The organism is Limisphaerales bacterium, from assembly GCA_014382585.1.
Lineage (GTDB): Bacteria > Verrucomicrobiota > Verrucomicrobiia > Limisphaerales > UBA1100 > JACNJL01.
This window is the reverse complement of sequence record JACNJL010000023.1, coordinates 60,723-75,892: the sequence shown is the minus strand read 5'-3', so window position 1 is coordinate 75,892 and position 15,170 is coordinate 60,723. Positions and strand designations below refer to the sequence as shown.

General features: G+C 59.0%; 17 protein-coding genes. 8 read left to right on the top strand and 9 right to left on the bottom strand.

All coding sequences use genetic code 11. The features are described 5' to 3' along the window. Positions 1 to 19: 19 nt before the first annotated feature. Complete coding sequence (locus tag H8E27_03040) at positions 20 to 1,228, top strand: PLP-dependent aminotransferase family protein (protein MBC8324587.1); 1,209 nt, start codon at positions 20 to 22, stop codon at positions 1,226 to 1,228. Positions 1,229 to 1,317: 89 nt separating this feature from the next. Here H8E27_03040 and H8E27_03035 read toward each other — a convergent pair whose 3' ends face one another. Then, on the bottom strand, positions 1,318 to 1,755 hold the full coding sequence (locus H8E27_03035; GenBank protein ID MBC8324586.1) for a DUF5069 domain-containing protein: 438 nt from the start codon (positions 1,753 to 1,755) through the stop codon (positions 1,318 to 1,320). Positions 1,756 to 1,911: 156 nt separating this feature from the next. Between H8E27_03035 and leuB the strand changes: the two genes are divergently transcribed. The 7 genes from leuB to H8E27_03000 all read left to right on the top strand — a co-directional run bounded on the left by leuB (position 1,912) and on the right by H8E27_03000 (position 9,567). Beyond that, a complete protein-coding gene (gene leuB, locus H8E27_03030) occupies positions 1,912 to 3,024 on the top strand; it encodes a 3-isopropylmalate dehydrogenase (GenBank protein ID MBC8324585.1) in 1,113 nt (370 codons plus the stop codon). After that, positions 3,024 to 3,443: a YjbQ family protein gene (locus H8E27_03025; protein MBC8324584.1), complete on the top strand. Its 420-nt coding sequence runs from the start codon at positions 3,024 to 3,026 to the stop codon at positions 3,441 to 3,443. Before leuB ends, H8E27_03025 begins: the two co-directional genes overlap by 1 nt. Beyond that, positions 3,443 to 4,348 (top strand): hypothetical protein, encoded by a 906-nt coding sequence (locus H8E27_03020; GenBank protein ID MBC8324583.1) that lies wholly within the window; start codon positions 3,443 to 3,445, stop codon positions 4,346 to 4,348. The genes H8E27_03025 and H8E27_03020 overlap by 1 nt, the downstream gene beginning before the upstream one ends. Before the next feature lie 40 nt (positions 4,349 to 4,388). After that, entirely contained in the window at positions 4,389 to 7,214 is a 2,826-nt protein-coding gene (locus H8E27_03015; protein MBC8324582.1) for a DUF1549 domain-containing protein, read from the top strand. A gap of 1 nt (position 7,215) precedes the next feature. Continuing rightward, entirely contained in the window at positions 7,216 to 7,629 is a 414-nt protein-coding gene (locus H8E27_03010; GenBank protein ID MBC8324581.1) for a hypothetical protein, read from the top strand. Further along, complete coding sequence (locus tag H8E27_03005; protein ID MBC8324580.1) at positions 7,622 to 9,043, top strand: DUF1501 domain-containing protein; 1,422 nt, start codon at positions 7,622 to 7,624, stop codon at positions 9,041 to 9,043. Before H8E27_03010 ends, H8E27_03005 begins: the two co-directional genes overlap by 8 nt. Before the next feature lie 107 nt (positions 9,044 to 9,150). Then, positions 9,151 to 9,567 carry an RNA-binding protein gene (locus tag H8E27_03000; protein ID MBC8324579.1) on the top strand — a complete coding sequence of 139 codons (417 nt, stop codon included), beginning with the start codon at positions 9,151 to 9,153 and terminating at the stop codon, positions 9,565 to 9,567. A 27-nt stretch (positions 9,568 to 9,594) separates the two neighbouring features. Here H8E27_03000 and H8E27_02995 read toward each other — a convergent pair whose 3' ends face one another. The 8 genes from H8E27_02995 to sufC are packed head-to-tail and all read right to left on the bottom strand — an operon-like array spanning position 9,595 to position 15,167. Continuing rightward, entirely contained in the window at positions 9,595 to 10,089 is a 495-nt protein-coding gene (locus H8E27_02995) for an iron-sulfur cluster assembly scaffold protein (protein ID MBC8324578.1), read from the bottom strand. 15 nt (positions 10,090 to 10,104) lie between these two features. Continuing rightward, complete coding sequence (locus tag H8E27_02990; protein ID MBC8324577.1) at positions 10,105 to 10,617, bottom strand: rhodanese-like domain-containing protein; 513 nt, start codon at positions 10,615 to 10,617, stop codon at positions 10,105 to 10,107. Positions 10,618 to 10,657: 40 nt separating this feature from the next. Further along, the gene (locus tag H8E27_02985; protein ID MBC8324576.1) at positions 10,658 to 11,878 is read right to left on the bottom strand and encodes a cysteine desulfurase; all 1,221 of its coding nucleotides are present in this window, start codon (positions 11,876 to 11,878) and stop codon (positions 10,658 to 10,660) included. Next, positions 11,875 to 12,186 (bottom strand): non-heme iron oxygenase ferredoxin subunit, encoded by a 312-nt coding sequence (locus tag H8E27_02980; GenBank protein MBC8324575.1) that lies wholly within the window; start codon positions 12,184 to 12,186, stop codon positions 11,875 to 11,877. Before H8E27_02980 ends, H8E27_02985 begins: the two co-directional genes overlap by 4 nt. Beyond that, entirely contained in the window at positions 12,186 to 12,737 is a 552-nt protein-coding gene (gene sufT / locus H8E27_02975) for a putative Fe-S cluster assembly protein SufT (protein ID MBC8324574.1), read from the bottom strand. Before sufT ends, H8E27_02980 begins: the two co-directional genes overlap by 1 nt. Continuing rightward, positions 12,737 to 13,171 carry a SufE family protein gene (locus H8E27_02970; GenBank protein ID MBC8324573.1) on the bottom strand — a complete coding sequence of 145 codons (435 nt, stop codon included), beginning with the start codon at positions 13,169 to 13,171 and terminating at the stop codon, positions 12,737 to 12,739. The genes sufT and H8E27_02970 overlap by 1 nt, the downstream gene beginning before the upstream one ends. Then, positions 13,168 to 14,409, bottom strand: coding sequence for a Fe-S cluster assembly protein SufD (sufD, locus tag H8E27_02965; GenBank protein MBC8324572.1), 1,242 nt, complete (start codon positions 14,407 to 14,409; stop codon positions 13,168 to 13,170). The genes H8E27_02970 and sufD overlap by 4 nt, the downstream gene beginning before the upstream one ends. Beyond that, the gene (gene sufC / locus H8E27_02960) at positions 14,409 to 15,167 is read right to left on the bottom strand and encodes a Fe-S cluster assembly ATPase SufC (protein MBC8324571.1); all 759 of its coding nucleotides are present in this window, start codon (positions 15,165 to 15,167) and stop codon (positions 14,409 to 14,411) included. The genes sufD and sufC overlap by 1 nt, the downstream gene beginning before the upstream one ends. Between the last annotated feature and the right edge of the window lie 3 nt (positions 15,168 to 15,170).

The following is a 15,170-nucleotide window of genomic DNA, read 5'->3' as shown; positions in this document are numbered from 1 at the left end:
GCCGGCAATTACTTGGCTGATGCGGGAGGCGCTGGTGAGGCCGGGGTTGATTTCGTTGGCGGCGGGGTTTACGGATAATCCATCGCTGCCGGTCGAGATCACGCGCAACATTATGGCGGAGATGCTGCGCTCAGGGAAAACCGGCCAGCCGCCGTTGCAGTACGGCACCACCGCCGGCGATGAAACGCTGCGCACCCTCACGGCGCGGCGGCTCGCGCAGTTGGACGGCCAATCGCCCAAGGCCAAGGCATACTCGCCGAGTCGGATGATGATTACCCACGGCTCGCAGCAGTTCCTGTATATCCTCACGGAAATTCTTTTTGACGAAGGCGACATTGTGCTCGTGGAAGACCCTTCGTATTTTGTGTACCTAGGCATTATGCAAAGCCACGGCATTCGCGGGCGCGGCATTCGGATGGAGGCGGACGGTATCAACCTCGCCCACCTCGAGGCCACGCTGGAGGCGCTGAAAAAATCCGGCGAACTACCCCGCCTCAAGGCACTCTATTTGGTCAGCTATCACTGCAACCCCACCGGCACCACCACTGCCGCTGCCAAAAAAGCCGCCGCACTCAAGCTGCTGCGCCGCTACGAAAAATTTGCCGGTCATCCGATTTATTTGCTGGAAGACGCCGCCTACCGAGAGCTGCGTTTTGCCGGTGAGGACACCCCCGGCGCGCTTACAATGGATCGCACCGGCGACCGTGTCATTTACACCAGCACCTACAGCAAACCCTACGCCACCGGCGTGCGCGTTGGCTTTGGCTTCCTTCCCGCGCCGTTGCTCACGGCGGCATTGCGCGTGAAGGGCAATCACGATTTCGGGACCACGAACTTTTTGCAGCAACTCATCTCGCGCGCGCTCAGCACCGGCGCGTACGAAACCCACGTGCAATCCCTGCGCAAACGTTATGCGAAAAAAGCCGCCGCAATGGTCCGCGCCTGCCACGAGCATTTGCCGGAAGGCGTGGAATGGACCGAGCCCAACGGCGGCCTCTACGTCTGGGCTCGAATGCCCGCCCGCGTGAAGACCGATCTCAAAAGCAAACTCTTCGCCGCCGCCCTCAAGCAAAAGATGATCTACGTCCCCGGCAACCTCTGCTACGCCGACGACCCCACCCGCCGCAAACCCAACCGCGAAATGCGCCTCAGCTTCGGCAGCGGCAGCATCCCCAACATCCAAGAAGGCATCGCTCGGCTGGGGAAGGCGTTGAAGAAGGTGCTTTAGTTTTCAGACACGGATTTCACAGCTGTGATATCCGTGTCACAAAAAAAACGGCGCCCTTGCGGACGCCGTCGTGATTCTGTTTTTCCGATTTAACCAGCAATCTCGGCGGCGTGGAATTCCTGCCAGTCGTCGAGGTTGTTCAGGTTGATCGCATCATCCGGGCCAGCGTCAAGGCCGCAAGCACCGAGGATGCCCGCCTTCGTATCGGCATCGTGGTTATAGCCAGCGATGGAATCGTTCAACGCGCCGATGGCGTCGCCGCCCAGCGTCGCGCCGTCCTGCGCCGATATCCACGCTTCGAATTGCGTGTACGTCGGCTTCTCGTTGGTGATGTAGCTGCGCACCGCTTCGGCATCGAGGCCGAGGCCGGCGATCACCATACTGTCGTAGCCACCACCGATGCCGGGGTAACCGTCCGCGATTTTACCGGCCGCTTCGAGGCTTACTTTTTGCCACAACCGCGGCAGATGAAGCACGCCCAACGGGCCTTTGGTGCCGGAACTAATAAGAGGAACAATTTTACTCATAAGTCTGTTTTCCTAAATGTTAGGGGTTCGGGGAGAACGTAGGCCCGCAAGGCGGGGCGGGTCAACGCGTTTTTGCGAAATGTTTTTGCCGTCGGTTGATCACATTTTTCTTCACCCCACGCTGGACGGCCCCTAAGCTGCGCGCTCGCATTTCAAATGAGTGAACGCATTTATAAAATCGCCGCAATGGCGGGTGATGGCATTGGGCCGGAGGTGGTGCGCGAGGCGCTGAAGGTGCTGCGCGCGGCCGAGGGAAAGTTTGGATTTCAACTGGATGTCACCGAGGCGCCGGTCGGCTGGGCAGGCATTGACGCCGCCGGCAAAGCGCTGCCCGACGACACCCTCGCGCTGTGTCGCGAGAGTGATTCCATCTTGTTCGGCTCCGTCGGCCTGCCGGATCGTGACCCGACCATCCCGAAGGAAGAACGCCCCGAGCGCGCGGCCTTGCTGGCTCTGCGCAAGGAGTTTGGCCTGTTTGCCAACCTGCGCCCGGTGAAGCTGCCGGCTGAGCTGGCGCACGCGTGTCCGTTAAAGGCCGAACGGCAAGGAGATGGAATCGATTTACTGGTCGTGCGCGAGCTGACCGGTGGTATGTATTTTGGTCAGCCGAAAAACACCGAGACGTTGGAGGATGGCCAACAGCGCGCGGTGGACACGATGGTTTACAGCACGAGCGAGATCGAGCGCATCGCGCACGTCGGCTTTCAAAGCGCGCAGCTTCGCCGCCAACACGTGATGAGCATCGACAAGGCGAACGTGCTGGAGAACGGCGTGCTTTGGCGCGAGGTGGTCACGCGCGTGGCCGCCGAGTATCCGGACGTGACCCTCGAGCACATGTTTGTGGACAACGCCGCGATGCAGTTTCTACTGCGGCCCACGCAGTTTGACGTGGTGCTGTGCGAGAATTTGTTTGGCGATATTCTCAGTGACGAAGCCGCCGCCTTGGCCGGCTCGCTTGGCATGCTGCCCAGCGCCAGCCTCGGCACCACCAGCGGCGAGCACACGTTTGGCTTTTACGAACCGGCCGGGGGCACGGCACCGGATATTGCCGGCAAGGATCTGGCCAACCCCATCGCGCAGATTCGGTCGGCCGCCATGATGCTGCGCCATAGCTTTGCCGAGAACGACGCGGCGGCAGCCATTGACGCAGCCGTCGGTACCGTGATCGCCAACGGCTTGCGCACCGGGGATATTTATAGTGCCGAAGATCCCAACGCTCGTCAGGTGGGCACCACCGAGATGGGCGACGCCATCGCTGCTGCTGTTTGATGAAGCACCTCACCGAGGAACTGTGGTTTGATGTCCCGACACGCCGGGCGTTTATCAATATCACACCTCAGGTGACCGAGCTGGTGCAGCAGAGCGGGGTGCAGGAGGGGTTGTGCCTCGTGAACGCCATGCACATCACGGCGAGTGTGTTTATCAATGACGATGAATCCGGGCTGCATGCGGATTACGAACGCTGGCTCGAAGGGCTCGCGCCGCATGAGCCGATCGAGCAATATCGCCATAACGACACCGGCGAGGACAACGCCGATGCCCACATGAAACGCCAGGTGATGGGCCGCGAAGTGGTCGTCGCCATCACGAAAGGGCGGCTGCATTTCGGGCCGTGGGAGCAGATTTTTTACGGCGAATTCGACGGCCGCCGCCGCAAGCGTTTGTTGGTCAAAATTATCGGCGACTGATGCAACGGTTTCTGCTGGCTTGGATTGTGTTGCTGGCCGGCTGGCAATCGGTCGAGTCGGCCCCGGCGGTCACGGGTTATTTGCCCCATTATCGCGCGGGACTGATCGATACCCTGCCGGTCGAAAAATTGACCGACATCATTTTCTTTTCCATCGCTCCCAAGGCGGATGGTTCGCTGGACACAAAAAACGCCCGACCGGAGGCACTTCAAAAACTGACAACTCGCGCGCATGCCAAAAAAGTGCGGGTCCACATCTGCGTGGGCGGTTGGGGATTATCCGCGGGCTTCGCGCCGATGACGGCCAACGCCACGGCGCGGGCGACGTTTGTCCGGCAACTCACGGCATTTGTCCGCAAACATAATCTTCAAGGCGCGGACATGGATTGGGAGCACCCCAAGACAGCCGCCGAGATTGCCAATTACCAAACACTATTGATCGAGTTAAAACGCGCCTTTGCGCCGCACCGCCTTTGGCTCACCGTGGCTGCCGCCGGTTGGGGGAACCATTTGAAACGCGAAACTTTTCCGTTCATCGATCGCATTCACGTGATGGCGTACGACCAAGGCACGCCTCACGCGCCGTTTGCCGGGGCCGTGAAAGATCTACGCTATTGGGAGTCGCAAGGGGCACCCAAGGCCAAGCTGCTGCTGGGTCTGCCGTTTTACGGTCGAAACGCACAAAACACAGCGCGCACCTACGGTGAGTTGGTGGCGCAATTCAGTCCGCAGCCCAATACCGATGTTGCCGGTGGATTTCATTTCAATGGCGCCACCACGATTCGCCGCAAAACCCAACATGCCATCCGTGGCGGCTACGGCGGTGTCATGATCTGGGAATTGGGGCAGGACGCCGCTGGCAAGGCCTCGCTGCTGGACACGGTGCGAGCCGCTTTGCCTCGATAATTTTCTCCCCCGCATCCCGCTGCGGTGCTACAAATGGCCCGTGATTTGGCGTGCCGCCATTTTGTTGTGTGTGGGACTATTGCCGCTGTCCGCGGCGCAGTTCACTCAGGATCAACTCGCGTGGTGGTCTTATCAACCCGTGCGCCAACCGGCCGTGCCGAAGGCCGGCGCCGGTTGGGCGGCGAATGAGATCGATCACTTTATCGCGCGCAAAATCGCCGAGCAGAAACTGACCCCGGCCAAGCCCGCTGCCCGGCGCGCCTTGATCCGGCGCGTGACGCTGGATCTCACCGGCCTGCCGCCCACGCCGGAGCAGGTGGCAGCGTTCCTGAAAGATCCCTCGCCGGAGGCCTACGGCAAACTCGTCGACCGCCTGTTGGCCAGTCCGCGCTATGGTGAACGGCAGGCGGCGTTCTGGCTCGATCTTGTGCGCTATGCGGATTCCGATGGCTACCGCGCAGATCATTTTCGGCCCGAGGCGTGGCGCTATCGCGATTACATCATCAACTCCTTCAATGCCGACAAACCCTACGACCGGTTTGTACGCGAGCAACTGGCCGGGGACGAGATTGATCCGGGCAATCGCGATGCTCTGACTGCCACCATGTTCCTGCGCCACTGGATCTACGAACACAACCAGCGCGACGTGGAGTTTCAATGGGCCGAAGTGCTCGCCGATGTGACCAGCGTAACGGCGGACGCTTTTCTCGGGCTCGGCATGCAATGCGCGCGCTGCCACGATCACAAGTTCGATCCCATTCTGCAAAAGGACTACTACCGCATGCAGGCCTTTTTCGCGCCGTTACTGCCGCGCGCGGCCATGCCCGTGGGTACACTGGCCGAGCGGACGGCGTTTTTTGAGGCAGACAAAAAATGGCGACGCGACACCGAATCGCTGCGCCGCCAACTGCACGCCATTGAGCATCCCGTGCTGCTCAAACACGCCACGCGCGAGGGGTTTGAAAAATTTATTGATAAGATCAAGGTGATGATCCGCAAGCGCCCCGAAGAGCGCACGGCGTATGAACGGCAGATTGCCGAGATGGCTTCGCGACAGTTTGACTTGGAGCAATCCAAATTGCCCGAGCGCCTCAAGGACGCCACCAAGGCGGAGTGGGAAAGGCTGCACGCGGAACTGAAATCGTTCGAAGCCAAACGCCCGAAACCGTTGCCGACGGTGAAATATGTGGTCAGCGACGCCGGCCCTGTGGCGCCGGTCACGCGCATACCCAAGCAAGACACTGTGGTGGAGCCGGGTTTTTTGACGCTGCTCGACCCCAGCGACGCCGTCATCACGCCGCCGCCCGCTGCGCTGCAATCCACCGGCCGCCGCACGGCCCTGGCCAACTGGATCACGCGCGCCGACAACCCCTTCACCGCGCGCGTGATGGTCAATCGCATGTGGCAGCAACATTTCGGACGCGGCCTGGCCACCAACACCAGCGATTTCGGCAAACTCGGCACGCCGCCCACGCACCCGGAATTACTGGACTGGCTCGCCACCCGTTTGATCGCTGAAGAGTGGAGCCTCAAAAAGCTGCATCGATTGATGGTCACCAGCGCCACCTACCGGCAAGCCTCCAGTCATCCCGCCGCCGAACAGGCCGATCCGGCCAACACTTGGTTTGCCCGCGCCACTGTACAGCGCATGGACGCCGAGCAAATCCGCGACAGTCTGCTGGCTGCATCCGGCGAATTGAATTTGAAAACCGGCGGAGCAGGCGAAGACGGCGTCGGTTCGGTGCGGCGCTCGGTTTATTTGAAAGTGATGCGCAACAAACCCGACGCCGTGCTGGCGGCATTCGACGCTCCCGACCGCATCTCCCACATGCCGCAACGCACCATCACCACCACCGCCACGCAATCGCTGCTGCTGCTCAATAGCGACTGGGCCCGCCAACGCGCCAATGCCTTTGCCCGGCGCCTGCACCAGCTGCATCCAGGCAATCCCAAGGCGCAGGTCCTCGCCGCGCATCAGCTGACGTTTGGCCGCGACCCTTCGGTGGAGCATCTGGCATCGGGCATCGCTTATCTGAATCTCGGCGGCGAGGTGGCCGCCAACCCTGAGCCGCCGAAAATTGGAATGTTTGGCAAACGCACGCCGAGTCCGGCGGCGTGGATTCAGCCCGACGGCGGCCAGCGCGCTTTGGAAACCGCCAAGCCGGGCAAGATGCCCACCGGCGATTTTACCGCCGAAGCATTCCTCCGATTGGATTCGCTGTATGCCGATGCCTCCGTGCGCACTATGGTTTCGCAATGGGACAGCCAACAACGCACTCCCGGCTGGGCGTTGGGCGTCACGAGCACGAAGAGCGCCTATCAACCGCGCAATCTCATCCTGCAACTCACCGGCATTCCGCAACGCGGCGACCACGGCTACGAGGTGATCGCTTCCAATCTGCGGCCGGATTTGAAAAAAAATTATTACGCGGCCGTGAGTGTGAAATTCGACGAGGAAGGCGCGGGAACGGCCACGTTTTACCTGAAAGATCTCACAACGCCCGACGGCAAACTGCAGGTGGCGAAGAAACCGTTTCGTCGTAACAAGCACTACGGCAGCAAGCTACCGCTGGTGATTGGCGGCCGCACCGGCGGCAGTCGCCACGGCTGGGATGGTCTGGTGGATAACGTGCGCCTGAGCAGCGCTGCGCTGGATGAACAATCGTTGGTCATCAAGGGCGAAGCCGTGCGACCGCACACACTGGCGTTTTATCAATTCGAGAAGGACGCCTTCCACGCCGACAGCTCATCGCACGACAACTCTCTCGCTCCACTTGGCAATCCGCACACACCGCCGGCCATCGCGCGGCTCGCGGAATACTGCCACGTGCTCTTCAACGCCAACCGGTTCCTGTACGTTGATTGATATGAGTGCGCATCTATCCACCACCGCGAAGTACACACGCATTTCGATGATCGCGGTGATTGTGATGTTCCTCGCCCTCGGCCTCATGCGGGTGCCCGCCATGAATCTGGAAACCCCCGAAGCAGTGATCGCTTGGCTGGTTATTCTGGCAGCATGTCTGCAATTCGCCGTAGCCGCCATCCTCGCCCCACGCCTGACCGATGATCAACCGCTGAGCAGTCCACTGATCCTTTCGCAAGTGATCGGTCTGGCGTTTTTGGGCGGAGCCATTTTCGCAGGGCTCAAGCTGGAAGGCATCACACCGGAAAAACTCCGGCTGATTCTGATGCTGGGCGTGAACTGCCTCGCCGGCGCGTCGCTGGCCGGCATCGCTTTGTCGCCGACTGAGCCACTGAAAGTTACTGAAGATGCATGATCTGCCCACCGAATTAAGCGACGCCTCACGGCGCGAATTTCTCCTGCGCGGCGGGGCCGGCTTTGGTGCGCTGGCATTGACCGGCATGTTGGCCCGGGATCAGGCCGTTGCTGCCACCAATCCGCATGCGACCCAGCAGCCGCACTTTGCGCCCACGGCCAAGCGGGTGATTTTTCTCTTCATGGAAGGCGGCCCGAGCCACATGGATTTGTTTGATCCCAAGCCGCTCATCCAGAAGCTGGCCGGTCAGCGCATGCCCGACAGTTTCAAGCGGCCGATCACGCCCATGGGCGAGGCGGAATCGCCCATCCTAGCCAGCCAACGCCAATGGAAACGCCACGGCCAAAGCGGCCTGTGGATCAGCGATTGGCTGCCGCACACCGCCGAGTGCGCGGATGATCTGGCGGTGATTCGGTCGTGCTGGACTAACGGCATCAACCACAGCGGCGGCGTGTGCCAGATGAACACCGGCCAACCGCTCGGTGGCCGGCCCAGCCTAGGGTCTTGGGTGAATTACGGGCTCGGCACGGAGAACGCCAACCTACCCGGTTTTGTGGTGATGACCGACACGGCGGCGACGGTCACCAATGGCCCGCGCAACTGGAGCGCCGGGTTCATGCCCGCCACGCATCAGGGTGTGAAGCTCAATCCCGGGATGTCGCCCATTCGCCATTTGAATTTACCCAAGGGAGTGACCCCGGAAACGCGCCGGCGCCAACTCGAGATGTTGCGTCAACTGAACGAGCAACACCTCAAATCGCGCGAAGGCCAAAGCGAACTCGAGGCCCGCATCCGCGCCTACGAGCTGGCCTACCGTATGCAGGCCTCGGCACCCGAAGCGGTGGATCTCTCCAAGGAAACGGAGGCGACCAAGAAGCTGTACGGCTTTGGCAACAAGGACACGGAACCCTTCGGTCGCTGCTGCCTGATGGCGCGGCGGTTGGTGGAGCGCGGAGTGCGGTTTGTACAGATTTACCACGGTGCCGGCAGCAAATGGGATTCGCATTCCAAAATGGAAGCCAATCACGGTCGGCAATGCCGCCAAAGCGATCTGCCCACTGCAGGTCTATTGAAGGATCTCAAGGCGCGCGGGTTGCTGGATGATACGCTGGTGATTTGGGGCGGCGAATTCGGCCGCACGCCAATGAGCGAGAAGGGCGATGGCCGCGACCATAATCCCACCGGATTCACCATGTGGATGGCCGGCGGCGGCGTGAAAGGCGGCCAAGTGATCGGTGGCACGGACGAACTCGGCCTGTGGGCCGTGCAGGATCGTCTCCACGTGCATGATTTGCACGCCACCGTCCTGCATTTGCTGGGCATTCACAACCTCGACCTCGTGTACCGTTACAAAGGCCGGCCAGAAACGCCGACCATCAACGAGGGCGAAGCGTACAAGAAAATCACTGGCTGAAATTTATCCCTTGCCTTTTTCTGCCATAACCATCATTTTTTGAACACGCATAACGGTTCCGCATTCTGCGGCAGTGCCGTGTATGCCAATCAAAAAATAACAGTATAATGGGTAATAAAGTGTTTGTAGGAGGCATCCCTTGGGCGGCCTCGGATCAAGATCTTCGGGATCTTTTCAGCGAAACAGGTGAAGTCACGGACGCCGTGATTCTTCAGGATCGGGAGACCGGCAAATCAAGGGGGTTTGGGTTTGTAACCTACGCCTCGGATGACGACGCCCAATCCGCAGTCGGAAAATTCAACGGCCACGAATTTATGGGCCGCGAACTCACCGTAAACGAAGCACGCCCGCGTGAAGAACGCAGTGGCGGCGGCGGTGGTGGTGGCTACGGCGGTGGCGGTGGCGGCGGTGGCCGTGGCGGCTACGGGGGTGGCGGCGGACGTGGCGGCGGCGGTGGCCGACGTGACGGCGGCAACAACAAGCGCGCCCGACGCGACTTTGAAGGCGGCGGCGGCGGTTGGTAAACCGATGTCACCGAAACTAGCCGAACGCTAGTTTTCCTTTTTCAATATGCGCAACCTGCCTTGGGCGGGTTGCGCATTTTTATTGAGGCTGTCCATCAACGAAGGAATGTTTTCCTCCTCGGTTTTGGAATTCAATGCTACCTGCTGTTCATCCGAAACCAATGCCGACTTAAGCGCGCCTTCCACCAATTGCGCGCAGTGAATTTTCATCGGCGGCAATGCGCCGAGGTCGCCGGTCAATTCATCGTGCCGCAGCGCCAATGCTTCTTCGGCAGTTTTGCCGCGAATCAATTCCGTGGCCATACTGGCCACGGCAATCGCCGTCTCACAGCCAAAGGACTGGAAGCTTGCCTGGTCAATCACCTTGCGCCCGTGATCCTCCTTAAACTTCACCCACAGGCGCAGCATCTCGCCACAGTCAGAATTGCCCACCGTGCCCATTCGATCGGCATCGGCCAACTCGCCCATATTTTTCGGGTTCGCGATGGCGTCCTTGATTTTTTGCTCGAACGATTCGTCCATAATGATCGTAATAAGTTATGAAAATTCGTAACGCGGCACCAATTCATCCACCTCCAAACTCCACGCATCAATGCCCCCGCGTAAGCACCGCACGTTCTTCAATCCGTGCCCCAAATAATACGCCGCCGCATCCAACCCCTGCTGGCCTTGATGATCGATGATGACAAACGGCGTTTCCGGATCCCATTTGCCCATAATTTCCTGCATCAAATCGCGCGTCATATGCGTAGCCCCATCGATGCGTGCCGCGTCGAATTCCTCCAGAGAGCGCACGTCCAGCAATTTCAAATCCGGCGTGACCGCCAACTCTTCCTTCAGCGCATTCGGCTCCACCAAAATTTTCTGATCCGCCGCGTGGCTCGATTGAATTTCCGCCAACACTTCGATGACATCGAGCGCATTATTCCGCTCGCAAACGCCACCCAATGTTTCGTCCATCTTAAACCCACAACTCGAACAGCCGCCGATATGATACTTCCGAAACAAAGCCCGCCGCGCCCCCGGAAAAACCGTCAGCACCGCCTCCATCGCGGAGTCAGCTGTAATGTCTATTGTCGTGCTCATAGATTTATTTTAACAGTTTAATGACTTTTTGCAGCACTTCAATGAAGCGATTCACTTCGCTTCGTGTGTTGTAAAAATAAAAACTAGCGCGGGCTGTGGCAGGGACCCCGAGCTTTTCGTGCAGTGGCTGTGTGCAGTGATGGCCGATGCGAATGGCCACGCCTTGCTGATCGGCGAGGGTGGCGAGATCTAACGCGTGCACGTTCTCGAAAACAAAACTCACCAAACCACCACGTTCCGCCGTTGGCCCAAAAATGCGGATGCCCTCAAATTCACTTAGCCGTTCCTTGGCGTATTGGGCCAAATCAGAATCGTGCGCGTGGATGGCTTCGAGGCCGATGGCGGCGAGGTAATCGAGTGCCGCGTGGAGCCCTGCAACGCCGGCGACGTTGGGCGTGCCGGCCTCGAATTTGTGCGGAGGCACGTTGAATTCGGATTCGTGAAAACCGACTTTGGAAATCATTTCGCCGCCGCCCTGATAGGGCGGCATCGTTTCCTGCAACTCCGCACGCGCGTACAAAGCGCCAATGCCAGTGGGGCCGCACATTTTGTGGCCGGACATCGCAAGGAAATCACAACCGATAGCCTGCACGTCCAGCGGCATATGGCCTGCGCTTTGGGCGGCATCCACCAGTGTCACCACGCCCGACGCCTTGGCGCTGGCACAAATTTCTGCCACGGGATTGAGGGTGCCGAGCGCATTGGAAATGTGGGTGAGCGAAAGCAGTTTTGCGCCTTCAATCAGGTTGTCGAGGTCGCTGAGATCGAGCGTGCCTTCGTCGCCGGTGACGGGGATGAACCGCAGCCGCGCGCCGGTGCGTTCGGCGAGCAGTTGCCACGGGACGAGGTTGCTGTGGTGCTCGAGTTCGGTGAGCAATATCACATCGCCCGCACCAAGATTGGCCGCGCCCCAAGTGGCGGCGACGAGGTTGATGGCTTCGGTGGTGCCGCGTGTGAAAATAATGTCATTTGCCGAAGGCGCGTTGATGAATTGCGCCACGCGTTCACGCGCGTCCTCATAAGTAGCGGTGGCGCGATTGCTTAACTCATGAACACCGCGATGGACGTTCGCGTTGTCGTGCTCGTAATAGTGCTGAATCGCATCCAGCACCGCGCGGGGCTTTTGGGTGGTGGCGGCGTTGTCAAAATAAACGAGCGGATGGCCGTTGATTTCCTGTGCGAGTGCGGGGAAGTCATCGCGAATATCGGAGGAAATTGCGCTCATTCGATCTCCACTTTGATTTGGCCCTCCTCGATTTGCACCGGATAAACCGCCACGCCGCACGTTGCGGGGGCGTGCAAGTGTTTACCCGTGGCCAGTTCGAATTCCGCGTAGTGCCACGGGCAGCCGATGTTGCCGTTTTCCAAATAGCCTTCGGCGAGCGATGCCCCCGCGTGCGGACATTCATCGTCGATGGCGTGGAATTTTCCGGCCACATTGAAAACCGCGATGCGTTTTTCGCCAACATCGAAAGCCTTGCCCTTGCCCTCGGCGATTTCGTCCACGCTGGCAATGGCGGTGATGGCGCTCATCACATCATCCCCAGCTCGAGCCGCGCGGCTTCGGTCATCATCTCGCGGGTCCATTGCGGTTCCCACACGAGTTCCACGTCCACTTCATCGACGGTTTCCACACAAAGAATTTTGTTTTCCACATCGGCCTGAATGGTCGGGCCCATTCCGCAGCCGGGCGCGGTGAGCGTCATTTTCACGCTCGCTTTGTGACTACCATTTTTGAGATCTTCAAGATGGCAATCGTAAATCAATCCGAGGTCCACAATGTTCACGGGGATCTCCGGATCGTAACAGGTTTTCATCTGCTCCCAAACCTGCTTTTCCAAATCTTCGGCTGTCTCGGCTTTGCCGGCTTGCTCTGCGGGTGTGAGCTGAATTTCTTGCCCGATGGCATCGGCGTCTTTGCCATCGATGCGAAACATGTTGCCGTTCACCACCACCGTAAACGTGCCGCCAAGCGATTGTGTGAGCGTGGCGGTCTCGCCTTTCTCAAGCGTTACGCGTGTGCCAGAGGGAACCACTGATGCTTCCACATCGCGCTCAACAGCCACTTGTTCGCCGGCGGTCATCATTGCGCGGCCTCCATTTGAATGGCTTGGGCGAGTTCTTGCACGCGCTGCACCATCGCGAATAATCCGTTTTTTCGCGTGGGGCTAAGGTGCGCCGCCAACTGCAATCGATCAAGCTGCGCCTCACCATCGGCATCCAAAATCTCCTGCGCGGTTTTGCCGGAATAAATGGTGAGTAATACTGCGATGAGTCCTTTCACAATAAATGCATCGCTGTCGGCCATGATGGTGATGCGGTTATCCGCTTCGGGCAGCAGCTTCATCCATACCTGCGCCTGGCAACCGTGCACGCGATTGGCATCACATTTGTCTGCCTCCCCCATGGGCGGCAATTCTTTGCCAAGGTCGATGAGATAACCGAAGCGCGATTCCCAATCACCGAGCAACTCAAAGTTGTCGGCCAATTCATCAATGCTGTTCAACGCGGCAGTCATTTATCTTCCAATCGATCCCACACCAACCCATCCAGCTCCTCACGCGCCGGCGTGCATCCGATGCGCGCAATGATTTCGCCTGCGAAAGCGTGCATAATCATGCGGCGCGCGGACTCCTCATCTAACCCGCGGGCGCGCAGATAAAAAATTTGTTCGGCATTCATTTGGCCAATCGTTGCGCCGTGCGTGCACTTCACGTCATCGGCGTAAATTTCCAGTTGCGGTTTCGTGTTCACCGTCGCGTTATCGGAGAGTAAAAGATTTTTATTCGTCTGCTTCGCGTCCGTTTTATCCGCACCTTTGTGCACGTGAATGCGCCCGTGGAACACCGCACGCGCGTGGTCATCGAGAATGCCATTAAAATATTCGTGGCTGTCGCAATGTGGCTGAAGATGATCGACCACCATATGATGATCGATGAGCTGTTTGCCGCACGGCAGATATAAACCGTTCAGCAATGCCTCGATGCCGGTGCCGTCGAGCCGCGCGCGGATGTTGTTACGTGCGATGCGGCCGCCGAGCGCGATGGAGTGATGCGCCACGCGGCTGTCGCGCCCCATCGAGGCGCGCAAGCCGGCTACGTGAAACGCGGCCGGACTTTCATTCTGAAACTTCACGTGCTCCACCTGCGCATTATCGCCCGCGGAAAGTTTGGTGACGACGTTGTTAAAATACGCGGCATCCGCGGCAGACGCGCTCGTCCAGCTTTCAAGGATAGTCGCTTTGCTGTTTGCGCCGAATGTGAAGTGATTTCTGATATTCGACGTTGCCCCATCACTGCCGGTGCTCAAGTAATAAATACGAATGGGCGTCCCGAAACTCACATCATCCGCCACACGCACAATCGCACCGTCCGAATAGCTCGCGGCATTTAATGCGCCAAACGCACCTTCGCCCTCGGCAGACTCCAAATCCTCGGCGGCGACGTCGCCGACGTTGCCAACCTCTACGCCCGCCGGCAATTCGCCTACGCGAGAAAGTTTGCCAGAAAAAAGGCCGTTCACGAACACCAACTGCGGGCCGTCAATTTCCGAAAACACACAACCCCCCAAATTCGCCGCTGCATCGGACTCGGCGACAGTGAAATCCAGTTCCGCAATCGGCGCGACGCTGGTGAATCGCCAATCCTCATCGCGCGTGGTGGGGAAACCCAGTTCCGCAAAGCGCGCGCCACCTTCGCCCCGCATCGGCAGAGCGGCGAGGAGTCGATCTACAGCATTGTTAGCGGGAGCAACCATTAGGCGGTTTGGAGTTCTCCGTTGGTGATCCAGTCGTAACCTTTTTCCTCAAGCTCGTGTGCCAATTCTTTGCCTCCGGATTTCACGATGCGGCCGGCGTACAGCACATGCACAAAATCGGGCACAATATAATCGAGCAAACGCTGGTAGTGCGTGATGACCAATTGCGCGTTGTCGGCCCGCTTCAGTTGATTAACGCCATTGGCAACGATTTTCAGCGCGTCGATGTCCAAACCGGAATCCGTTTCATCCAGAACAGCCATCGTCGGATTAAGCAACGCCATTTGTAAAATCTCCGCTCGCTTCTTTTCGCCGCCGGAAAAACCTTCGTTCACGGAACGTTTGAGCAACGATTCGTCAAGTTGCAGCAGTTGAATTTTCTCGCGCATCAGCTTCAGGAAATCCACCGCATTGAGCGCTGCCTTCCCGTGATGCTCACGCACGGCATTCACCGCCGCGCGCAAAAAATAAGTCGTGTTCACGCCGGGAATTTCCACGGGATACTGGAACGCCAGAAAAAATCCTTCCCGCACGCGCACCTCTGGCGCGAGTTCGAGCAAGTCCTGCCCGTTGTACGTCACCGATCCTGCGTTCACATCGAACGCCTCGCGGCCCGCCAACACCTGTGCCAGCGTGCTCTTGCCGCTGCCATTGGGGCCCATAATCGCGTGCACTTCGCCGGCGTTGATGGACAAATCGATCCCCTTGAGAATCTCCCTGCCGTCCACGCCGGCCTTCAAATTTTTGATTTCCAACATTGT